At 71.0% G+C, this 21,161-nt stretch carries 14 protein-coding genes and 2 tRNA genes; 5 read left to right on the top strand and 11 right to left on the bottom strand.

The window, feature by feature from the left end:
* The first annotated feature begins 6 nt into the window (after positions 1–6).
* The 4 genes from recX to ACT53Q_RS01655 all read left to right on the top strand — a co-directional run bounded on the left by recX (position 7) and on the right by ACT53Q_RS01655 (position 3,855).
* Positions 7–567 (top strand): recombination regulator RecX, encoded by a 561-nt coding sequence (gene recX, locus ACT53Q_RS01670; protein WP_476184918.1) that lies wholly within the window; start codon positions 7–9, stop codon positions 565–567.
* A 135-nt stretch (positions 568–702) separates the two neighbouring features.
* Positions 703–3,372 carry an alanine--tRNA ligase gene (gene alaS, locus ACT53Q_RS01665; RefSeq protein ID WP_476184917.1) on the top strand — a complete coding sequence of 890 codons (2,670 nt, stop codon included), beginning with the start codon at positions 703–705 and terminating at the stop codon, positions 3,370–3,372.
* A 149-nt stretch (positions 3,373–3,521) separates the two neighbouring features.
* Positions 3,522–3,725: a carbon storage regulator CsrA gene (gene csrA, locus ACT53Q_RS01660; RefSeq protein ID WP_476173098.1), complete on the top strand. Its 204-nt coding sequence runs from the start codon at positions 3,522–3,524 to the stop codon at positions 3,723–3,725.
* A 37-nt stretch (positions 3,726–3,762) separates the two neighbouring features.
* A tRNA-Ser gene (locus tag ACT53Q_RS01655) sits at positions 3,763–3,855 on the top strand.
* 238 nt (positions 3,856–4,093) lie between these two features.
* On the opposite strand, the gene ACT53Q_RS01650 is transcribed toward ACT53Q_RS01655, so the two are convergent.
* From ACT53Q_RS01650 to ACT53Q_RS01630, 5 genes are read right to left on the bottom strand one after another with little or no spacing between them, the layout of a single operon-like run.
* Entirely contained in the window at positions 4,094–6,757 is a 2,664-nt protein-coding gene (locus ACT53Q_RS01650; RefSeq protein ID WP_476184916.1) for an ATP-binding protein, read from the bottom strand.
* A gap of 17 nt (positions 6,758–6,774) precedes the next feature.
* Positions 6,775–7,374: a potassium-transporting ATPase subunit KdpC gene (kdpC, locus tag ACT53Q_RS01645; RefSeq protein WP_476184915.1), complete on the bottom strand. Its 600-nt coding sequence runs from the start codon at positions 7,372–7,374 to the stop codon at positions 6,775–6,777.
* Between the two features lie 10 nt (positions 7,375–7,384).
* Positions 7,385–9,460: a potassium-transporting ATPase subunit KdpB gene (gene kdpB, locus ACT53Q_RS01640; RefSeq protein ID WP_476184914.1), complete on the bottom strand. Its 2,076-nt coding sequence runs from the start codon at positions 9,458–9,460 to the stop codon at positions 7,385–7,387.
* Positions 9,461–9,470: 10 nt separating this feature from the next.
* Positions 9,471–11,204: a potassium-transporting ATPase subunit KdpA gene (kdpA, locus tag ACT53Q_RS01635; RefSeq protein WP_476184913.1), complete on the bottom strand. Its 1,734-nt coding sequence runs from the start codon at positions 11,202–11,204 to the stop codon at positions 9,471–9,473.
* A 45-nt stretch (positions 11,205–11,249) separates the two neighbouring features.
* Positions 11,250–11,342: a potassium-transporting ATPase subunit F gene (locus ACT53Q_RS01630; protein WP_476184912.1), complete on the bottom strand. Its 93-nt coding sequence runs from the start codon at positions 11,340–11,342 to the stop codon at positions 11,250–11,252.
* Between the two features lie 511 nt (positions 11,343–11,853).
* Between ACT53Q_RS01630 and ACT53Q_RS01625 the strand changes: the two genes are divergently transcribed.
* A tRNA-Arg gene (locus tag ACT53Q_RS01625) sits at positions 11,854–11,930 on the top strand.
* 121 nt (positions 11,931–12,051) lie between these two features.
* Here the strand turns inward: ACT53Q_RS01625 and ACT53Q_RS01620 are convergent.
* The 6 genes from ACT53Q_RS01620 to ACT53Q_RS01595 form a co-directional block, all read right to left on the bottom strand.
* Positions 12,052–13,821: an ABC transporter transmembrane domain-containing protein gene (locus ACT53Q_RS01620; protein WP_476184911.1), complete on the bottom strand. Its 1,770-nt coding sequence runs from the start codon at positions 13,819–13,821 to the stop codon at positions 12,052–12,054.
* A gap of 55 nt (positions 13,822–13,876) precedes the next feature.
* The gene (locus tag ACT53Q_RS01615; protein WP_476184910.1) at positions 13,877–14,479 is read right to left on the bottom strand and encodes an IMPACT family protein; all 603 of its coding nucleotides are present in this window, start codon (positions 14,477–14,479) and stop codon (positions 13,877–13,879) included.
* 18 nt (positions 14,480–14,497) lie between these two features.
* The gene (locus ACT53Q_RS01610) at positions 14,498–15,703 is read right to left on the bottom strand and encodes a hypothetical protein (protein ID WP_476184909.1); all 1,206 of its coding nucleotides are present in this window, start codon (positions 15,701–15,703) and stop codon (positions 14,498–14,500) included.
* Positions 15,700–16,257: an RNA polymerase sigma factor gene (locus ACT53Q_RS01605; protein WP_476185158.1), complete on the bottom strand. Its 558-nt coding sequence runs from the start codon at positions 16,255–16,257 to the stop codon at positions 15,700–15,702. The genes ACT53Q_RS01610 and ACT53Q_RS01605 overlap by 4 nt, the downstream gene beginning before the upstream one ends.
* Before the next feature lie 164 nt (positions 16,258–16,421).
* Positions 16,422–18,239 carry a vWA domain-containing protein gene (locus ACT53Q_RS01600; RefSeq protein ID WP_476184908.1) on the bottom strand — a complete coding sequence of 606 codons (1,818 nt, stop codon included), beginning with the start codon at positions 18,237–18,239 and terminating at the stop codon, positions 16,422–16,424.
* 165 nt (positions 18,240–18,404) lie between these two features.
* Complete coding sequence (locus tag ACT53Q_RS01595) at positions 18,405–20,909, bottom strand: TonB-dependent receptor plug domain-containing protein (RefSeq protein ID WP_476184907.1); 2,505 nt, start codon at positions 20,907–20,909, stop codon at positions 18,405–18,407.
* Between the last annotated feature and the right edge of the window lie 252 nt (positions 20,910–21,161).

Below are 21,161 nucleotides of genomic sequence, written 5' to 3'. Positions count from 1 at the left end.
CCCGGCATGCACGACCCCGAGAAGCACGATCCCGAGAAGCACGACGCCGACGCCCCAGGCCCCGACGCCCCGGAAGACGGCGGCACCGGCGCATCGCCGAAGCCGTCGAAACGCCGACGCCCCGAGCTCACCCCGCAGCAGCGTGCCCTCGGGCTGCTGGTGCGGCGCGAGCATTCGCGCAAGGAGCTCACCCGCAAGCTCGCCGCCCGCGGCGTGGCCAGCGACGAGGCGCAGGCGGCGGTCGCGCGGATGACGGACGAGGGCTGGCAGAGCGACGACCGCTTCGCCGAGCAACTGGTCCGCAGCCGCGCGAACAACGGCCAGGGGCCGATCCGTATCCGCGCCGAACTGGCGATGCACGGCCTCGATCGCGATGCCGTCGCCGCGGCGATGGACACCTACGACGGCGACTGGGCCGAGAACGCCCGCGACCTCGTGCGCCGGCGCTTCCCCGGCGGCGCCGACGATCTCGCGGTGCGCCGCAAGGCCGCCGACTTCCTCGCCCGCCGCGGCTTCGACGGCGACCAGATCCGCGCCGCCGTGCGTTTCGACCCGGACGAGGACTGAGGTCCGGGGCCCGGCTGCGCTGCCCGGAAGCGGGTGGCGCCTGATAATCTATCGAATCCTGCAACGTTCGCTCGATTCCGCGCCGGCTTCCCGCCGGCCCCGCGGCGCCGGGCCGCACCCGCCATTCGAATCGTCATGAAGACCACCGCCGACAACACCACCGCGAAGATCCGCCGCGATTTCCTCGAATTCTTCCGGTCGAAGGGCCACACCGTCGTGCCGTCCAGCCCGCTGGTGCCCGGCAACGACCCGACCCTGCTGTTCACCAACGCCGGCATGGTGCAGTTCAAGGACGTGTTCCTGGGCGCCGAGAAGCGCAGCTACACCCGCGCGACGTCCAGCCAGCGCTGCGTGCGTGCCGGCGGCAAGCACAACGACCTCGACCAGGTCGGCTACACCGCGCGCCACCACACCTTCTTCGAGATGCTGGGCAACTTCAGCTTCGGCGACTACTTCAAGCAGGACGCCATCGCCTATGCGTGGGAACTGCTGACCGGCGTGTGGCAGCTGCCGAAGGAAAAACTGCTGGTCACGATCTACCACACCGACGACGAAGCCTTCGACATCTGGCGCAAGCAGATCGGCCTGCCCGCGGACCGCATCATCCGCATCGGCGACAACAAGGGCGCGCCGTACGCCTCCGACAACTTCTGGCAGATGGCCGACACCGGCCCCTGCGGCCCCTGCACCGAGATCTTCTACGACCACGGCGACCACATCGCCGGTGGTCCGCCGGGTTCGCCCGACGAGGACGGCGACCGCTTCATCGAGATCTGGAACAACGTCTTCATGCAATTCGACCGCCAGCCCGACGGTACGCTGCTGCCGCTGCCGGCGCCGTGCGTCGACACCGGCATGGGCCTGGAGCGCATCGCGGCCGTGCTGCAGCACGTGCACAGCAACTACGAGATCGACCTGTTCCAACATCTGATCAAGGCCGCGGCCGCGATCACGAATACCACCGATCTCGAACACAAGTCGCTGCGCGTCATCGCCGACCACACCCGCGCGTGCAGCTTCCTGATCGTCGACGGCGTGCTGCCCAGCAACCAGGAGCGCGGCTACGTGCTGCGCCGGATCATCCGCCGCGCCGTTCGCCATTTCTGGAAGCTCGGTGCGCTCAGCGCGGAAGGCAACTTCTGGCGCATGCTGCAGCCCTTGATCGAGGTGATGGGCGAGGCCTATCCCGAACTGATCGAGAAGCGTGCGCTGATCGAGCGTGCGCTGAAGTCGGAGGAAGCGGCGTTCTCGCAGACGCTCGATGCCGGCATGGTGCGTCTGGAGGGCTACCTGGCGCAGGGCGACGGCCGTATCGACGGTCACCAGCTTTTCCTCCTGCACGACACCTACGGCTGCCCGCCCGATCTGATCGCCGACATCATGCGCGAGCGCGAACTGGGCGAAATTCCCGAATCGGTGATGGCGGACTATCGCCGCTTCATGAAGGAACAGAAGGAGCGCAGCAAAGAAAAGGGCGGATTCGACGTCAAGACCGCGCTCCCCGCCGAACTCATCGCCCAACTCTCCCCCACCGCATTCCTCGGCTACGACGCCCTCGACGCTGACGGCCTCGAGGTCGTCGCGCTGCTGAAGGACGGCAAGCCGGTTGATGGGATCACCGCCGGCGACGACGCGATCGTCCTCCTCGATCGGACTCCCTTTTACGCCGAATCCGGCGGCCAGGTCGGCGACACCGGCACGCTGGCGGGCGAGGGCGCCGAATTCGCCGTCACCGACACCCAGAAGCTGGCCGGCCAGTTTTCCGGCCACGTCGGCACGCTGTCGGCCGGCAGCCTCAAGCGCGGCGATCGTCTGGGCGGCCGCGTCGACGGCGCCCGCCGCGGCGCGATCATCCTCAACCACAGCGCCACCCACCTGCTGCATGCCGCGCTGCGCGGCGTGCTCGGCACCCACGTGACCCAGAAGGGTTCGCTGGTGGCGCCGGATCGCCTGCGCTTCGACTTCGCGCACTTCCAGCCGGTGACGCCGGCGGAACTGGCCGAGATCGAACGCCGGGTGAACGCGGAGATCCGCGCCAACAGCGAGGCCGAAGTCCACCAGATGGGCATGCAGGAAGCGCTGGATTTCGGCGCGATGGCGCTGTTCGGCGAGAAGTACGGCGAGCGCGTGCGCGTGCTGCGCATGGGCGACACCTCCACCGAGCTGTGCGGCGGCACCCACGTGCGCCGCACCGGCGACATCGGCGTGTTCAAGATCGTCTCCGAAGGCGGTACCCAGGCCGGCGTGCGCCGGATCGAGGCCGTGACCGGGCAGGGCGCGCTGGACCACATCGCCGACGAGGAGCGCCGTCTGGCCGAGGCCGCGGGCCTGCTGGGCGGCAACAAGGCCGACGTCGGCGACAAGGTGCGTGCCTTGCTGGATCGCCAGAAGAAGCTGGAACGCGAGCTGGAGGCCCTGAAGGCGAAGGCGGCCGGCGCGGCCGTGGCCGATCTGGGCGCCTCGGCGGTCGACGTCGGCGGCGTGAAGGTCCTGGCGGCACGCCTGGAAGGCCTGGACGCCAAGGCCCTGCGCGAGGCCGTGGACCGCCTGAAGGCGGAACTCCGTGACGCAGTCGTACTGCTGGCCGGTGCGGCCGATGGTAAAGTCGCCCTCATCGCGGGGGTGGGCGGCTCGGCACTGGGCCGGGTCAAGGCCGGTGAACTGCTGGCCCACGTGGCCGGTCGGATCGGGGGCAAGGGCGGTGGCCGCCCCGACATGGCCCAGGGTGGCGGCGAGGACGGACCCGCACTGCCTGCCGCTCTGGAGAGCGTCCGCGATTGGGTTGCCGAACGGATCGGTGCCTGACCCATGACTTCAGGCGCTTCCCGATACCGTCTGGATCGGGTTATGCTAATTTATTGCGTTCGTGGCCGTGCTCCATCCCCGTCCGGTGAGGCCGCGAAAGACATGACGAGTAGGTCGGCGAGGGGGACGCCGGCTGATGGAGAGATGCAATGCTTATTCTGACTCGCCGGGTTGGCGAAACTCTGATGATCGGCGACACCGTCACCGTCACCGTGCTCGGAGTGAAGGGCAACCAGGTGCGTATCGGCATCACGGCACCCAAGGACGTGGCCGTGCACCGTGAGGAGATCTACCACCGTATCCAACGCGGCGAAGGCCACGGACCGAATTCGGGTTTGCCGCAGGGCGACTGAGTCGTTATCCTTCCCGCGCAGCATCGCTGCTGCCGACGGAGAGTTGCCCGAGAGGCCGAAGGGGCTCCCCTGCTAAGGGAGTATGGGGTCAAAAGCTCCATCGAGGGTTCGAATCCCTCACTCTCCGCCATTAATGTGGTGGAACCATCGGTTCGCGCGTTGCCTTGCCGACCCGATCCGGTACCGCACGAAGGCCCGCACTCCGGTGTGGGCTTTTTGTTTGCGCGGATTTCGCGGCGTGCGCCGTGTGGCCGTTCCGGCCCCGTCGACGGCGAAAACGGCCGAAAACGCGGGTGCCGGATTCCGGTGCTTGCGCCCGGCCTCTTCCCTGACCGTCTCGTGGCGCTTCGCGCCGATGCCGCCGCGCGTCAGGCGCTCGGTGCGGGCGAGTTGCGGGGAAGCAGGATGCGGATCGTCGTGCCGCGGCCGTCGTGGCCCGGCATCGCCTCCACGCTGCCGCCGTGGGCGCCGATCATGCCCCGGGTGATCGCGAGTCCGAGCCCGGTGCCCGACCGCCCGCGATCGCCTCGCTCCACGCTGTAGAACATGTCGAAGATGCGCTGGCGTTCGTCCTCGGGAATGCCGGGGCCGCGGTCGCGCACGTCGATGCGCAGGCCGCCTTCGACATCGCGCGCATCGATCGTGACGGGCTCGCCGGGCGGCGAAAACCGGGCGGCGTTCTCGATCACGTTGAACAGCGCCTGCTCCACGAGCGCGGGATGCACCCACACCGGCGCGAGCGCCTCCGCAATGCGCAGGTCGAAAGGCACGTCGGGCCGCTGCCGCTGCAGCCGCGTGACGGCGGAGCCGATCAGTTCGTCCACGCCGATCCAGTCGCGGTTGAGCGTCAGGCCGCCGTGCCCGAGCCGGGTCATGTCGAGCAGGTTCTGGATGTAGCGATCCAGCCGTTCGCCTTCCTGTCGCACCGTGTCCAGCAGGTCGTGGCGATCGGTTTCGCTCATCGCCGCGCCGTACCGGTCCAGGCTTTCCGCGGCACCGATGATCGACGCCAGCGGCGAGCGCAGGTCGTGGGACACGGAGGAAAGCAGCGCCGAGCGCAGGCGCTCGGTTTCGCCGGTGATGCGGGCATCCTCCAGGTCGGAGACCAGCCGCGTGCGCACGATGGCCTGCGCGATGTCGTCGGCCATGGCTTCGATCAATCGGCGCTGCTCCGGCCCCGGGCGTTGCGCATGCGCCGGAAAACGCAGGCCGATCAGGCCGGCGTGGGCATCGTCGCTGCCGAGCGGCAGGAACCACCAGTCGGCGTTGCCGAGCGTGTCGGTGAAGCGGCCCGCCGGCTGCCGGTGTCGCAGCGCCCAGTCCGCGGCCGCGCGATCCTTGTCGCTCAGCACGCCCGGGCCTTCCGGATCGATCACGCTGCCCTCGGCCAGCACCAGCGCCTCCGCGTCGGTGGCCTGCCGCAGGGCGCGACGGCCGGCGGCGATCACCTGCGCCAGATCCGCCGCGACGGCGAGCTGGCGGCCGAGCGCCTGCAGCGCGGTCGCGTGCGCGTTGGCGGCGCGCAGGGCGAGCACCTGCGCCCGCAGGCGCGATGCGAGGCGCCCGGCGACCAGCGCCGCGACGAGGAACAGCAGCACGGTGGCGACGCCCTGGCGCGCGCCGATGTAGAACGTCAGCCGCGGCTCGATGAAGAAGAAGTTGTAGGACAGGAAGCACAGCGTCGCCGCCAGGAAGGCCGCGGCCATCCGCGTCCTGGCCGCGACCAGCACGACGGCGACGATGAAGACCATCGACAGGTCGGTCAGCCCGAGCCAGCGCTCGGCCGCGGCGCCGGTGGCGGTCGCCAGCACGGCCGACAGCAGCGCGAGGCCGGCGTCGCTGCGCGTCAGCCGCGGGCCGAGGCGGCGGCCGTCGCGGCGCGCCCGCGCCCGCGCTTCCGGCGTGCCGACGATGGTGAGCTCGTAGTGCGCGCCGCGCCGCAGCAGTTGCTGGGTCAGGGTGCGGTTGAACATCCGTGCGACGGGCCGCTCGCGGGTGCGTCCCAGCACGATGGTCGAGGTGCCGCTGCGCGCGGCGTGATCAAGCAGGGCGTCCGCGACGTGGCTGCCGTGCAGCACTTCGACGTCGCCGCCGAGGCGCCGCGCGAGCGCGAAGGCATGGTCGAGTTCCGATTGCCGCGCCTCGTCGATCGGGCCGCCGGTCTGCACGGTGACCACCGTCCACGGCGCATCGCGACGCTCGGCCAGCCGCCGCGACATGCGCACGAGGTATTCCGACGCCCCGCGGCCGTCGATCGCGACCAGCACCCGCCGGCGCAGTGGCATGCCCGGCAATCCGCGCGCCGCCTGCGCCTCGCGCAGGTCGCTGTCGACGCGGTCGGCGGCGGTCTGCATCGCCAACTCGCGCAGCGCGGTCAGGTTCGACGGCGAGAAGAACGCCTGCAGCGCGTGCGCCGCCTGCTCGGGCACGTAGACCTTGCCCTGCTGCAGGCGCTCGATCAGCTCGCGCGGCGGCAGGTCGACCAGCACGATGTCGCGCAGCCGGTCGAACACCACGTCGGGCACGGTCTCGGCGACGCGCACGCCGGTGATCCGGTGCACCACGTCGTTGAGGCTTTCCAGATGCTGGATGTTGACCGCGGTGCAGACGTCGATGCCGGCGTCGAGCAGTTCGACGACATCCTGCCAGCGCCGCTCGTGGCGACTGCCGGGCACGTTGCGGTGCGCCAGTTCGTCGACCAGCGCCACCTGCGGCCGCCGCGCGAGCAGGGCGTCGAGATCGAGTTCTTCGAGCCGGCGGCCGCGATGCTCGATCTGCCGGCGCGGCAGCACCTCCAGCCCGTCCAGCAGCGCCTGCGTCTCGGCGCGGCCGTGCGTCTCCACCAGCCCCACGACCACGTCGATGCCCTGCGCCTGCATCTGGCGGGCCCGCGACAGCATCGCGCAGGTCTTGCCGACGCCGGGCGCGGCGCCGAGGAAGATCGTCAGCCGGCCGCTGCCCTGGCGCCGGATCGCGCCGAGCAGCGCGTCGGCCTGCGCCTGGCGGAGGTGGTCGCTGCGGTCGGTCGGCATGGTCGGCCCGGTCGCGGTCAGTGCGGCAGCGCATCCAGCGCGAGGTTCAGCCGCAGCACGTTCACCCGCGGCTGGCCCAGCACGCCGAATTGCGGTGCTTCGGTGAAGACGTCGACGAGCTTCGTGACGACGGCCGGATCCAGCCCGCGCGCCCGCGCCACGCGCGCGATCTGCACGCGCGCGCCGGCCGGCGTGAGGTCGGGATCGAGGCCGCCGCCGGACTGCGTGACCAGCTCGATCGGCACGTCGGCTTCGCGGAGGCCGTCGCGCGCCGCCACCGCTTTCCTCATGTCCTCGATGCGTGCGAGCAGCGCCGGGTTGCTGCGCGCCAGGTTGCTGCCGGACGCGGCCATCGGGTCGTAGTTCGCGGCGGACGGCCGCGGCTGGAAGTAGCCTGCGTCGGCGAACGGTTGCGCCAGCAGCCCGGAACCGACGACGCGGCCGTCGACGACGAGCGGGCTGCCGGTCGCTTCGGCCGGGAACAGCAGCCGGCCCGCCGCGGTGCCCGCGAGGGCATAGCCCAGGCCGAACAGGAGCAGCACGGTCGCGGTGAAGGCGAGCGGCGCGCGCAGGCCGATGCGGTCCTGCAGCGGCGCGGTATCGGTGAGGGTGTTCATGGCGTTCTCCTCATGCACCGACCGTCGCGGCCAGCGCGAGGTCGATCAGCTTGATGGCGACGAACGGCAGCAGCACGCCGCCGGCGCCGTAGACCAGCAGGTTGCGGCGCAGCAGTTCGGTCGCGCCGGCGGGCCTGAAACGCACGCCGCGCAGCGCGAGCGGAATGAGCGCGGGGATGATCAGCGCGTTGAAGATCAGCGCCGCGAGCACCGCGTTGCGCGGACTGGACAGGTGCATCACGTCGAGCGCGGCCATCGAAGGAATCGCGGCGGCGAACAGCGCCGGCAGGATCGCGAAATACTTCGATACGTCGTTCGCAAGCGAGAACGTGGTCAGCGCGCCGCGCGTGATCAGCTGCTGCTTGCCGACCTCGACCACCGCCAGCAGCTTGGCCGGATCGCTGTCGAGATCGACCATGTTGCCGGCTTCCTTCGCCGCCTGCGTGCCGGAATTCATCGCCAGGCCGACGTCGGCCTGCGCCAGCGCCGGGGCGTCGTTGGTGCCGTCGCCGACCATCGCGATCAGCCGGCCGCCGGCCTGCTCGGCGCGGATGCGGGCGAGCTTGTCCTCCGGCCGGGCCTCGGCGATGTAGTCGTCGACGCCGGCCTCGGCGGCGATCGCCGCGGCGGTCAGCGGGTTGTCGCCGGTGATCATCACCGTGCGGATGCCCATCGCGCGCAGGCGGGCGAAGCGTTCCTTCACGCCGTGCTTCACCACGTCGGACAGCTCGATCACGCCGAGGAGATGCCGGCCTTCGCTCACCACCAGCGGCGTCGCGCCCTGGCGCGCCACCTGGTCCACGCGCGCCTTGAGTTCCGCCGGCACTTGGCCGCCGAGCGCCAGCACGTGGCGTTCGATCGCGTCGCCTGCGCCCTTGCGGATCACGCGCGGCGCGTCGTCGTCGCCGGTCGCGATGTCCACGCCCGACATCCGCGTCTGCGCGGTGAACGCAAGGTAGCGGGCCTGCGCGGGATCCTGCAGCGCCGTGCCCTGCGCGCGCGCCAGCTTCACGATCGACTTGCCTTCCGGCGTCGGGTCGGCCAGCGACGACAGCATCGCCGCCTCGCGCAACTGGTCGATGTGGATGCCCGCGAGCGGATGGAACGCCGTGGCCTGGCGGTCGCCGTGGGTGATGGTGCCGGTCTTGTCGAGCAGCAGCACGTCGACGTCGCCGGCGACTTCCACCGCCTTGCCGGATTTCGCCAGCACGTTCGCCGACAGCGCGCGGTTCATGCCGGCGATGCCGATCGCCGGCAGCAGGCCGCCGATGGTGGTCGGGATCAGGCACACCAGCAGCGCGATCAGCAGCAGCGGATCGACCTGCACGCCGACGAAGGCGCCGATCGCCGGCAGCGTCGCGCAGACGATGAGGAAGGTCAGCGTCATCGCCGCCAGCAGCATCGTCAGCGCGATCTCGTTCGGCGTCTTCTGCCGGTTGGCGCCTTCCACCAGCGCGATCATGCGGTCGAGGAAGCTGTGGCCGGGTTCGGCGGTGACGCGCACGACGATCTCGTCCGACAGCACCTTGGTGCCGCCGATCACGCCGCTGCGGTCGGTGCCGGCCTCGCGCAGCACCGGCGCCGATTCGCCGGTGACGGCCGACTCGTTGATGGTGGCCATGCCGTGCACGATCTCGCCGTCGGCGGGCACCAGTTCGCCCGCGGAGACGACCACGCGGTCACCCGGACGCAGCTCGGCGGCCGGCACGCGGGTTTCCCTGCCGCCGCTGTCCGCCGCGTCGTCGTCGAGCCGGCGCGCGACGAGATCCTTGCGCGCGCGGCGCAGCGATGCCGCCTGGCCGCGGCCGCGCGCCTCCGCCACGGCTTCGGCGAAATTGCCGAACAGCACGGTGACGAACAGGATCGCGGTGACGGCCGCGCCGAAGCCGGCGGAGGCATTGCCGGTCGCGGTGATGAGCGCGGCCAGCAGCGTGCCGCCCAGCACGATCGCCATGACCGGACTGCGCACGATGTGACGCGGCGCGAGTTTGAGGAACGCGTCGCGGACCGCGGCGCGCAGTGCGTTGGCGTCGAGCGCCGTGGGGGCCTCGCGCCGGGATGTGGTGTCGTGTGAGGTGGCGTTCATCGGAAGGATCTCAGTGCGCCGTCAGGCTCAGGTGGTCGGCGATCGGGCCGAGCACGAGCGCGGGCATGAACTGCAGCAGGGTCAGGAGCACGATCACCGCGATGACGGTGAGCGCGAACGTCGGGGTTTCGATCTTCAGGCTGCCGGGGCCTTCCGGCGCGCGGCGCTTGCCCGCGAGGCTCGCGGCCACGGCCAGCGGCACGATCAGCGCGGGATAGCGGCCCAGCGCGAGCACGAGCGTGCAGGTGAGGTTCCACCAGATCGTGCCGTCGCCGAGACCCTCGAACCCCGAGCCGTTGTTGGCGAAGGCGGAGGTGTACTCGTAGAACACCTGGCTGATGCCGTGGAAGCCGGGGTTGGAAATTCCAGTTTCAAAGCCGCCGGTGAATTGCGGCAGCGACAGCGTCAGCGCGGTGAAGCCGAGCACCACCAGCGGCTGCAGCAGGATCAGCAGCGACAGCAGCCGCACTTCGCGCGCCTCGATCTTGCGGCCGAACAGTTCCGGCGTGCGCCCGGTCATCAGCCCGGCGAGGAACACCGCGAGCAGCAGGTAGACGAGGAACTGCTGCAGGCCGCAGCCGATGCCGCCCCAGATCGCGTTGACCAGCATGTTGCCGAGCGTGACCAGACCGGTCAGCGGCGCCAGCGAATCGTGCATCGCGTTCACCGAGCCGTTGCTGGTCTGCGTGGTCGCCATCGCCCACAGCGCGGAAGCGTCGGCGCCGAAGCGCACTTCCTTGCCTTCCATCAGCGCCGGCGACGCCGCGCTCGCGGCGGTGTGGCTTTCCAGCAGCATGCCGGCACCGGTGGATGCGAGCGACATCAGCAGCATGCTGCCGAAGACGAGTGCGGTGAGCCGCCTGCGCCCGGTGAACGGACCGACCATGCAGGCCACCGCGACCGGCAGCAGCAGGATGCCCAGCGTTTCCAGCAGGTTGGAGAGCGGCGTCGGGTTCTCCAGCGGCACCGCGCTGTTGGGGCCGTACCAGCCGCCGCCGTTGGTGCCGAGCTGCTTCACCGCCACCATGGGCGCGACCGGGCCGAGCGGGATCTTCTGCGCGTGCATGCCGGCGCTGGCGTCGATCGGCGTTGCCACCGGTCCGGCCTGCAGTGTCGACGGCACGCCCTGCGAGGTCAGCAGCACGCTCCACAGCAGGCACAGCGGCAGCATGACGCGGACCGTGGCGCGGATCGTGTCGACCCAGTAATTGCCGACGTCGACGTCGCCACCAGGGGCGATCGCCGGTTCGGTGCCCGCCTGCATCGCACGGCGACCGCCCATCAGCGCGCGCAGCGTGGCGACGACGAGCGCCAGCCCCATCATCGGCGTGATCACCTGCAGGCCGACGATCCCGACCATCTGCGACAGGTACGACAACTGCGCCTGTCCGCTGTAATGCTGCTGGTTGGTGTTGGTGAGGAACGACACCATCGTGTGCAGCGCGGTGTCCCAGCGCAGGTTCGGCACGGCGTCGGGATTGAACGGCAGCCAGGCCTGGGTCATGAACAGCGGCCAGGTCGCCGCGCCCAGCGCGAGGTTGCTCAGCGCGAAGGCGCGGGCGTAACCGCGCCAGGTCATGCCGCGCGCCGGATCGACGCCGAGCAGCCGGTACAGCGGATGTTCGATCAGGAAGAAGACGCGGTCGAACCGCGAGGGCGTGCCGCGCATCACCGCGGCGAGATGGCGCCCCAGCGGCCAGCCGAGGCCGATCGCGAGGGCGAAGACGAGCAATGCTTCGATCATGGACGTGCTCTTGCAGGGGGCGACGCGGTCGTCGCCGTCGTGTCGTCAGAAGCGCTCGGGGCGCACGATCACGTAGAGGAGGTAGGCGCAGGCGGCGATCACCGCGGCGCCGCAGACGAGGGCGAGCCAGCCGGGCATCGGTCAGGCCTCCGGCGCGGTGCGTGCGCGTGGCGTCGCGTGGCCGGCGAATGGCGGGAAGAAGGTCATGGGTCACCGGGAAGTGCGTTGCATGGCGTCATCGCCACGTCGGCATTCTCGGGACGCGGTGCGTAAAGCCTCCATTCGCAGGGTGCGCGGAGGACATAAATTCGGCATAAATTCCCGCGTGCGGATCGCGCGCGACGCCGCACGCGCGCGTCCCGCGAGGTCCGCCGGCGCGCTCTGCGGCGGGTCATCCGGACGATGGCGCCCATGCCGTTCCGCAGTCGCCGTGGCGCCTGCATCCGGGGTCAGGTTGCGGGCGATCGACGTCGTTCAGGTTTTTGCATGCCGTCGATGGCCGTGGTACATTGCGCCCGCTTCACCGCGAGGGTGTCGCGCATCGGGACAACGTCCGCCACGGCGGGCCCCGACGCACGAACCGGCACCGATCTCGCGACAGGGATTGACCAGCCCGATCCGGCTTGGCACAATTCCGCTCCTGCTTCACGCGCCCGTAGCTCAGTTGGATAGAGCACCAGGCTACGAACTTGGGGGTCGGAGGTTCGAATCCTTCCGGGCGCGCCATACAAGAGAAAAAGCCGTCGAGTGATCGACGGCTTTTTTCTTGCCTGCATGTCTGGCTGCGCGGCCTCGCGAAGTTGTATGCGATGCGGCAGGCGCGCCGCATCGCATCCGGCTCACGCCCTCAGTCGAGGAACTGCAGCTTCGCCAGTTCCGCGTACAGGCCGCCCTGCGCGAGCAGGCTTTCGTGCGTGCCTTCGGCGACGATCCGGCCCTTGTCCATCACCACGATGCGGTCGGCGCGCAGGATCGTCGCGAGGCGATGCGCGATCACCAGCGTGGTGCGGCCGCGCATCAGGTTCTCCAGCGCGTGCTGCACGGCGCGTTCGCTCTGCGCGTCGAGCGCGGAGGTGGCCTCGTCCAGCAGCAGGATCGGCGCGTCCTTCAGCAGCGCGCGGGCGATGGCGATGCGCTGCTGCTGGCCGCCGGACAGGCGCACGCCGCGTTCGCCCAGTTCCTCGTCGTAACCCTGCGGCAGCGCCGTCAGGAACTCGTGCGCCTCGGCCGAGCGCGCCGCGGCCTCGACCTCGGCGTCGGTGGCCTCCAGCCGGCCGTAGCGGATGTTGTCGCGCGCGCTGGCTGCGAACAGCGTCGGCTGCTGCGGCACCAGGGCGATGCCCTCGCGCAGCACCAGCGGGTCGCACTCGCGCACGTCGACGCCGTCGATCCGCACCTGCCCGGACTGCGGGTCGTGGAAGCGCAGCAGCAGGCCGAACACGGTGCTCTTGCCCGCGCCCGACGGTCCGACCAGCGCGACCGTCTCGCCGGGTTTCACGTGGAGGGTGAAATCTTCCAGCGCCGGCGCATCGGGGCGCATCGGATAGCGGAATTCGACGTGCTCCAGCGCGATCTCGCCGTGCAGCGGCCGCGGCAGCGGCTGCGGGTTCGCCGGGGCCACGATGCCCGGCGCTTCTTCCAGCAGTTCGCCGATGCGGCTCATGCCGCCGGCGGCGCGCTGCAGTTCATTCCACACCTCGGCCAGCGCCGCCACCGAGCCGCCGCCGAACAGCGCGTACAGCACGAACTGGATCAGCGTGCCGGCGGTCATGCGGTGGGCGATCACGTCGTGCGCGCCGGACCACAGCACCAGCGTGATCGCGCCGAAGAACAGGATGATGGTCGAGCCGGTCATCAGCGCCTGCGCGCCGATGCGCTTGCGCGCGGTGCCGACGGCGTTGGCGACGGCGCGCACGAAGCGGCCGCGCTCGTAGTCCTCGCGCGCGTGCGCCTGCACCGTGCGCACCGCGCCCAGGGTCTCGGCCGCGAGCGCGTTGGCGTCGGCGACGCGGTCCTGGCTGTTGCGGGCGATCTTGCGGATGCGGCGGGCGCCGATGATCACCGGCAGCACCGCCATCGGGATGCCGACCAGCGCCCAGGCCGCCAGCCGCGGGCTGGTGACGAACAGCATGACCACCGCGCCGATCACGGTGATGCCGCTGCGCAGCGCGATCGACATGACGCTGCCGACGATGTTGCGGATCAGCTCGACGTCGGCGGTGAGCCGCGACACCAGTTCGCCGCTGCGGTTGCGTTCGTGGAAGCCGGCGTCCAGGCCGATGAGGTGGGCGTACAGCGATTCGCGCAGGTCGGCGACCACGCGTTCGCCCAGCATCGAGACGAAGAAGAAGCGGGCGGCGGTGCCCAGCGCCAGCACCAGCGCGACGCCGAACAGCAGCAGGAAGGCGCGGTCGATGTCGCCGGCGCTGCCGCGCTTGAAGCCTTCGTCGATCATGGTGCGGAACGCCACCGGCAGGCTCAGCGACGCGGCGGAGGACACCGCCAGCGCGGTCAGCCAGCCGACGAACAGCGCCTTGTGGCGGCGGACGAAGGGCCACAGCGCGCGCAGGCTGCCGAGGGGGGCTTTGGGGCGTTCGGACGGTTCGGGTGTGCTCATGCGCTGCGGTCGGGAGAGGGAAGTCCGGGGACGCGCCGCGCCGGGGCTGCGGCGGTCACTGCCGGGAAGGGCGGGGCGCCGCGAACCGGATGCGGTCCCGTGTGGCGTCGCGGAGGCGGGTTTTCAAGTCGTCGGCGCGATCGGCGGGCAAACGGACCTGCAGCGTCGCGCCGTCGGCGTCGAAGGTTTCGTCGATCTTCTCGGCCCCGAGCGCGTTGAGCGCGGCATGCGCGTCGCCGAGATGGGCGAACGGGCAGGCGAACGCCAGCTCGGCGAAGGCGACGAGGGTGTGCTTCTCGGCCCGGCGCAGGCATTCGGCCGCCGCGCCGCCGTAGGCGCGGACCAGGCCGCCGGCACCGAGCTTGATGCCCCCGAACCAGCGGGTGACCACCACCAGCACCCGGTCGCAGCCCTGGCCGTCGATCGCGGCGAGGATCGGCCGGCCCGCGGTGCCCGCGGGCTCGCCGTCGTCGCTGGAGCGGTAGGCGTCGCCGATCCGCCACGCCCAACAGTTGTGGGTCGCGGCGGGGTCCGAGCAGCCGGGCAGGGCGGCCATCGCCGCCTCGGCAGACATGACCGGCAGCGCCTGCGCGAGGAAACGGCTGTGCTTCACCTCGAGCAGGTGCGACGCCGGCCCGGTCAGGGTCTGGAGCGACATGCGCGCGGGCGCCGCGGTTCAGGGCGCGGGCGGCGGCAGGGTGGCCGCGAACTTGCGCAGGTCGTCGGGCAGTTCGACGCCGGGATAGCGGCGGCGGAATTCCTGCAGGCTGTTGCCGGCCGCGACGGTGTCGCCCTTGGCGAGCAGGGTGCGGATCCGCTGCAGCCAGGCCTGGCGGAAGGCCGGGGAGTCGGCCGACACCGGCGGGCGGTCGTCGTAGCGCTCGCCGGCGCTCGTGGCCGTGCCGGGGGCCGGCTTGTCCGCGACCGCGGCGTTGCCGGCGAGGCCCTGGCCGCCCTGGCGCGCGCGTTCCGGCACCGTCATCGACGGTGCGGGCGGCGGTGGCGGGGACGCGGCGGCCGCATCGGCGGCGCGATTGACCGACTTGGCCTGTTCGCGGCGCTGTTCGAGCGGCGTGCGGGTGTATTCGGCGGCACCGACCTCGGCATCGCGACCGTCGCCGATCGGGGTGCGCGGCACCTGTCCACCGGACACTTCGAGGTAGCCCTTCGCCTCGCGGCTGACGCTGATGTCGGCGTCGTGTTCCGACGCGGCGGCGGTCGCGGCCATCGGCGCGGCTGCCGCGGGCGCCGCGGGCAGGGCGGTGGGCGCCTGCATCGCATCGGCGGCCACGGCGCTGTCCGCGAATGCGTCGTCCTTGCGGGCCGCCGTCTTCGCCAGCGCCTGCTGCGGTGCCGGCGCCTCCTCGGCGACGCGGCGGGCGGCGTCGCCTTCCAGCGGCGGAGGCGGCGGGGGCGCCTGCACCGGCGCGCGGTCGAGGGCGGGATCGAGGATCACCGCGTCCTCGGCGGCAGCGGGCGCCGACGCGGACATCGACTTGGCGGCTTCGGCCGAACTGCCGTCGCCGTCGCCCTGCAGTTTCCAGCCGATGCCGGCGGCCAGCACCAGCGAGGCGGCCACGCTCAGGCCCAGCGGCCAGCGCGGGACGGTGCGGCGGGGGCGGAACGGGGTGACGGTCGGGGCCGGGGCAGGCGCCGGGCCGGGCCTGGCTTCCGGCTTCGTGTCGGCGGCCGCATCGGCGGCGGGCAGCGGTGCGGCGGCGAGCACGACCGGCGCTGCGTCGTCCTCGGTCACCGCGGCGCGCGCGGCGGCGAGGATCGCGGCATCGAGCGCGGGCGCGGGCTCGCGCGGACCGCCCAGACGCCCGAGGCGCTCGGCGAGCTCGCGTTCTTCCTGCGACAGGGGATCGATGCGGCGGTTCATGGGTTCAGCCTCTGGCGCAGTTTGTCCATCGCGTAGCGCAGGCGCGATTTCACGGTCTCCCGGCCGACGCCGGTGATCTCGCCGATCTCCTCCAGACTCAGATCCTGTTCCAGCCGCAGCAGGACCACTTCCCGCTGTTCTTCCGGCAGTTCATCCAGCGCCAGTCGCAGGCGCCGGCGCTCCTCGAATTCGGTCAGCTGCCGCTCCGGGGTGTCGTGATCCGGCACCCGGGCGGCGCGTTCGTCGCCGTCCTCCGGCGCCGGCGGCCGGTGCTGCAGCGCCCGCCAGTGGTCGGCAAGGCGATTGTGCGCGATCCGGTACAACCAGGTGCTGAAGGCGGCGTCCGGCTTCCAGCCCTTGCGCGCGGCGATCACCCGCTGCCAGACGTCCTGGAACAGTTCGTCGGCCAGCGCGCCGTTGCCGTGCAACTGGCGGGCGAGGAAGCGATAGAGCTTGCCGCGGTGGCGGTGATAGAGGCGCTCGAACGCCGCCGCATCGCCCGCCGCATAGGCGAGCATGAGGCTTTCGTCGCTGACCTCTGCCACATCGTTCATGCGGATCAGGGTAAGCGCTGCCGCGGGCTTCGTGAAGCCCGTCGCGCTTCGCGATGCGCGACGGCGGGCAGTGGCGGCGAGGGGCAGGGCGGCATGCATGGCGGTGGCCGGAGGCGGGCGACGGCGGCAGATCCCGGTGAAGGCGTGCCGCCGTCGCGCTGCGCTCAGTCGGCGATCATCCCGATCTGCGGCGTGTCGCCCGCGGTGATGCGGCGCGCCGCGTCGACCAGGCCGACGAACTCGGCGCGCAGCTTCCACGGATCGGGCCCGGTGGTCTGGTGCGCGCTGCGGGCGATGTCGTCCCAGGTCCAGCCGTCGATGTTCTTCCCGCCGCGGAGCGCATCGGCGTACGCGGCGACCGTGGCCGCGAACCGCAGCGCCGGGCTGGGCGCGTGTTTCGCCAGCGCCTGCGCGGTGGAGATCGGCGTCTGGATCAGCCGGCTGGTGTCCTCGCCCGGGCGCTTGTAGCGCAGGCGCAGGTGCGCCAGTTCGTTAGCCGCGACGCCGGTCGCCGCGGTCGGTGGCGTGCCGTAGCGCAGCGCGGGCAGGCGCTGGGCGTCGGAACCGACCAGCACGAGTTCGTACAGCGCGGTCACTTCATGGCCGGCACCGATGTCGCCGGCGTCGACGCGGTCGTTGGCGAAATCCTCGCGGTTGAGCAGGCGGTTCTCGTAGCCGATCAGGCGGTATTCCGCGACCTGCGCCGGATTGAACTCGATCTGGATCTTCACGTCCTTGGCGATGGTCAGCAGCGTCGACTGCATTTCCTGCACCAGCACCTTGCGTGCTTCCTGCGGCGTGTCGATGTAGGCGTGGTTGCCGTCACCGACGTCGGCCAGGCGCTCGGCCATGCTGTCGTTGTAGTTGCCCTGGCCGAAGCCGAGCGTGGTCAGCGCGATGCCGCTCTTGCGCTGGTCGCCGACCAGCGTTTCCAGCGCCTTCTGGTCGGTGGTGCCGACGTTGAAATCGCCGTCGGTGGCGAGGATCACGCGGTTCACGCCGTTCTTCACGAACGCCTGTCGCGCGGTCGCATACGCCAGCTGGATGCCGGCACCGCCGTTGGTGCTGCCGCCGGCGCTGAGGTCGTCGAGTGCGCCGAGGATCTTCTCCTTCTCGCTGCCCGGGGTCGGTGCGAGCACCAGCCCCGCCGAGCCGGCGTACACGACGATCGACACGCGATCCTGCGGCCGCAGCTGTTCGACCAGCCGCGCGAACGACTGCTTCAGCAGCGGCAGCTTGTCCTCGCTCTGCATCGAACCGGACGTGTCGATCAGGAACACGAGGTTCGCCGGCGGCAGCTGGGCCTTGGGCACGTCGTAGCCCTTGATGCCGATCATCAGCAACTGGCGCTTGCCGTTCCACGGCGCCGGCGCGATCTCGGTGGTGACGCGGAACGGCGTCGCCAGCGACGACGGCCCCGGATGGCCGTAGTCGAAGTAGTTGATCATTTCCTCGGCGCGCACGGCGTCGGCGGGCGGGCGCACGCCGTCGTGCAGCATGCGGCGCACGTTGCTGTAGCTGCCGGTGTCGACGTCGATGGAGAACGTGGAGACCGGCGCCTCGGCGACGCGCTTGACCGGGTTTTCGTCGTGCTCGGCGTAGTGTTCGGTGTTCGCGACCGGCTCCTGCGGCATGTTCTGCGGCATGCCGCCGATGAACAGCCCGGGCGCGGGCGGCGGCGGGGGTGGCGCCATCGGAGCGGCGACGTAGCCGGTGCCGTTGGTCGCGATGTTGCCGGCGATCTTGCGTTCCTCCTGCGCGCGGCGGACGCGCGATCCGGTCACCGCGACCTTGTCGGCTTCCTGCCGCGTCGCGGCCTCGGCGACGACGGGTGCGGCGTCCTGCAGGACGGCGTTGGCGGCGTCGCGATCGTCCTTCGGCGCATCGGCGACAGTGGCGCCGCGGTGGCAGCCGGCGATGGCGGCGAGGATGCCGGTGGCGAGCAGGGTGAGCGTGGCGACGCGGGCGGCGGTGCGGGGCATGGGCAGGTCTCCGTGAGTGGACGCATCGGCAAACGCGCCATGCCGTGGAACGGGGTTGCGCCGATGCGCACGGAGCGCGAACCGACTGCCGTGCCGAGCGCCGCCTGAACGGAAACGGGCGGCCGAAGCCGCCCGTTCCGTCGTGCGATCCTGATCGCGGGGCGATCAGAACTTCACGTTCACCTTGCCGTAGAGGAACGTGCCGTTGATGCCGAACGGCAGCGTTTCCCAGCCGTAGGTGAAGCCCAGCTGCGGGAACGGGAAGGCGTTGGTCGGGTCCCACTTGTCCGGGTAGGTGTCGAACAGGTTGTCGGCGCCGACCGTCACGCGCAGCTTGTCGGTGACGTTCCAGCCCACCGCGGCGTCGAACAGCGTCGCGCCGTCCCACACCTGGCGGTAACCGGGGGTGAAGCCTTCGCCGGCGACCGAGCCGTAATAGTTCGCGCGCAGCGTCCAGTCCCACTTGCCGCGGCTCCACACGCCCTGCAGCACGTGGTGCGCGCTCGGCTGGCCGCGTTCGATCAGCGTGACCTGGCTGTCGTCGAACAACTGCGTCGGGGAGAGGATCGGCGACTGCGAACGGCGGTCGGTGACCTCGGTGGTGCCCCAGTGCAGCAGCGCGGTCAGGTCGAGGCGGCCGCCGCCGGCTTCGGTGCCGTACTCGCCGACGATGTCCAGGCCCGTGGTGCGGGTGTCGATGGCGTTGGTGAAGAACTGCGCCTGGGCCACGCCGAACGGCTGCAGGATCGCGCGGATCGGGCAGTTGCTGTTGGTGGCGTTGCAGGCGAGGCCGTCGGTGCCCAGCGACTCCGGCGCGATGTTGCTGGAGAAGATGATGCGGTCGTCGATGTCGATGCGGTACAGGTCGACGGTCAGGCTGGCGTGGTCGTTCGGGCGCCAGGTCAGGCCGATCGCGGCGCTCTTGGAGGTCTCGTCCTTCAGCGGGTCGATGCCGAAGGCGCGGGTCACGGCGCTGTCCTGGCGCGCGGTCAGCGTGTCGGCCAGCAGGCCGGTGGCCGGGTCGATGTTGGTCGAGCGCTGGCTGTAGAACAGCTGCTGCACGCCCGGCGCACGGAAGCCGGTGGAGTAGGTGGCGCGCAGGGCGAAGGTGTCGGTGAAGTCGTAGCGCAGCGACAGCTTGCCGGTGGTGGTGGTGCCGAAGTCGGAGTAGTCCTCGAACCGCAGCGCGCCGCCGACCAGGAACTTGCCGCCGAAGCGGGTTTCGGCGTCGGCGTAGAGTGCGTAGTTGTGGCGGCCCTTGTCGACTTCCTCGTTCGGCGAGAAGCCCGGGAAGCCCTGCATGCCCGGCGCGGCGAAGCCGCCGTTCTGGTTGAGGATCGGGATCGCCGGGTTGTTGGTGCGGCCGTAGGTGTACGACACCGGGTCGCCGGCCTCGATCGCGTAGTTCTCCTGGCGGTATTCGCCGCCGAAGGCGAGGCTCAGCGGTTCGCTGCTGCCGATGTCCACGCTGCCGCGCAGGTCGAGGTTGAGGACGGTCTGGTCGTACTTCAGCGTGCCGGTGTCGGCGGAGGTCGGCGACGTGCCGTAGATGCCGGTGCCGTCGGGTTCGTACCACCAGCTGACGTTGACCGAGTTGCTTTCGTGGAAGCCGAAGCGGTTGCGGCCGTGGTTCAGCGACAGGTCCCAGTCCCAGGTGTCGTTGATCGGCGCGCGGTAGCCGACCGCCAGCGAGGCGTCTTCCACCGTGGTGACGATGTTGGGCAGGAAGCCGTCCGGATACAGGTCCGGCACGGTGCGGCCGTCGCCGGCGCTGCGGAAGAAACCGTAGGAGCTGCCCTCGCGGCGCGAATAGCCGCCGAACCAGTACAGCTCGCCGCCGCCGAGGCCGACGCCGCCGTTGAGCCAGAGGTAGGCGTCCTGGGCGTCGGCGTCGCCGATGTGCTGGGTCACGCGCGGCCGCGGCACGCGCAGGGTATCCGGGCCGGCGCGGTTGGTTTCGCCGCGGTCGCGGTATTCGGCGGTGAGGTTGATGAAGCCGTCGTCGCCCAGTTCGAAGCCCTGGTTGATGCCGGCCGAGTACAGCTCGCCGTCGCCTTCGCGGGTCTGGCCGGCCTGGAACGCGAGCTGGGTTTCCTTCGTCTGCTTCTTCAGCACGACGTTGATCACGCCGGCGATGGCGTCCGAACCGTACTGGGCCGCGGCGCCGTCACGCAGCACTTCGATGCGTTCGATCGCCGACACCGGGATCGCGTTGATGTCGGTGCCCGCCGAGCCGCGGGCGATGGTCTGCTGCACGTTCACCAGCGCCTGCTGGTGGCGGCGCTTGCCGTTGACCAGCACCAGCACCTGGTCCGGGCCGAGGCTGCGCAGCGTGGCCGGGCGGATGATGTCGGTGCCGTCGCTGATGGTGGTGCGCGAGAAGTTGAAGCTGGGCTCGAGCGTCTGCAGGAGCTGGCCCAGTTCGAGGGCGCCGGTGCGTTCGAGCTGCTCGGCGCGCAGGATGTCCACGGGTGCGGCGGTTTCGGCGGCGGTGCGATTCTTGGCGCGGCTGCCGAGCACCTGGACGGTGTCCAGTTCGCCGGCGCCGGGGGCATCGGCCTGCTGCGCGTAGGCCGGCATGGCGACGGCCAGCGCGAGCGCGAGGGCGGTGAGGGCGGGGCCGGCGCGGCGTGCGTGCCGGACGGCGGAACGGGGACTGCGGGACTGCATGACGCCTCCTGGATCCATGTCTTGAGGGTGGGTGGAACTCCGGGTCGGGCCCGTCCGGGCGTCGACCGCCCGGGGCCGGGGGGCCGCGAGCGGCGCCACTCATAACATTTTTTTAGCGTTACCGACCGTGTTTCCGTCGCGGTTGGAGGCCGGACCGGCAGTCCGGGGCCTCGTCCGGGGCCCTCGCCGGGGCCGTCGACCGACCGTGCCGCGGCCGGCCGGCGGGAGTACGCTGGCGGCTTCGGATGGGGG

The sequence above is a fragment of the Lysobacter sp. DMC97 genome (genome assembly GCF_056313745.1).
This window is presented reverse-complemented; position numbering and strand designations above follow the sequence as displayed.

Bases quoted from the DNA above. Each gene is read 5' to 3' on its own strand.
- ACT53Q_RS01600 (WP_476184908.1), bottom strand. From the start codon at position 18,239: ATGCCCCGCACCGCCGCCCGCGTCGCCACGCTCACCCTGCTCGCCACC.
- kdpA (WP_476184913.1), bottom strand. From the start codon at position 11,204: ATGATCGAAGCATTGCTCGTCTTCGCCCTCGCGATCGGCCTCGGCTGG.
- kdpC (WP_476184915.1), bottom strand. From the start codon at position 7,374: ATGAACACCCTCACCGATACCGCGCCGCTGCAGGACCGCATCGGCCTG.
- ACT53Q_RS01605 (WP_476185158.1), bottom strand. From the start codon at position 16,257: ATGAACGATGTGGCAGAGGTCAGCGACGAAAGCCTCATGCTCGCCTAT.
- ACT53Q_RS01630 (WP_476184912.1), bottom strand. From the start codon at position 11,342: ATGCCCGGCTGGCTCGCCCTCGTCTGCGGCGCCGCGGTGATCGCCGCC.
- alaS (WP_476184917.1), top strand. From the start codon at position 703: ATGAAGACCACCGCCGACAACACCACCGCGAAGATCCGCCGCGATTTC.
- recX (WP_476184918.1), top strand. From the start codon at position 7: ATGCACGACCCCGAGAAGCACGATCCCGAGAAGCACGACGCCGACGCC.
- ACT53Q_RS01650 (WP_476184916.1), bottom strand. From the start codon at position 6,757: ATGCCGACCGACCGCAGCGACCACCTCCGCCAGGCGCAGGCCGACGCG.
- ACT53Q_RS01620 (WP_476184911.1), bottom strand. From the start codon at position 13,821: ATGAGCACACCCGAACCGTCCGAACGCCCCAAAGCCCCCCTCGGCAGC.
- ACT53Q_RS01615 (WP_476184910.1), bottom strand. From the start codon at position 14,479: ATGTCGCTCCAGACCCTGACCGGGCCGGCGTCGCACCTGCTCGAGGTG.
- csrA (WP_476173098.1), top strand. From the start codon at position 3,522: ATGCTTATTCTGACTCGCCGGGTTGGCGAAACTCTGATGATCGGCGAC.
- ACT53Q_RS01610 (WP_476184909.1), bottom strand. From the start codon at position 15,703: ATGAACCGCCGCATCGATCCCCTGTCGCAGGAAGAACGCGAGCTCGCC.
- ACT53Q_RS01595 (WP_476184907.1), bottom strand. From the start codon at position 20,909: ATGCAGTCCCGCAGTCCCCGTTCCGCCGTCCGGCACGCACGCCGCGCC.
- kdpB (WP_476184914.1), bottom strand. From the start codon at position 9,460: ATGAACGCCACCTCACACGACACCACATCCCGGCGCGAGGCCCCCACG.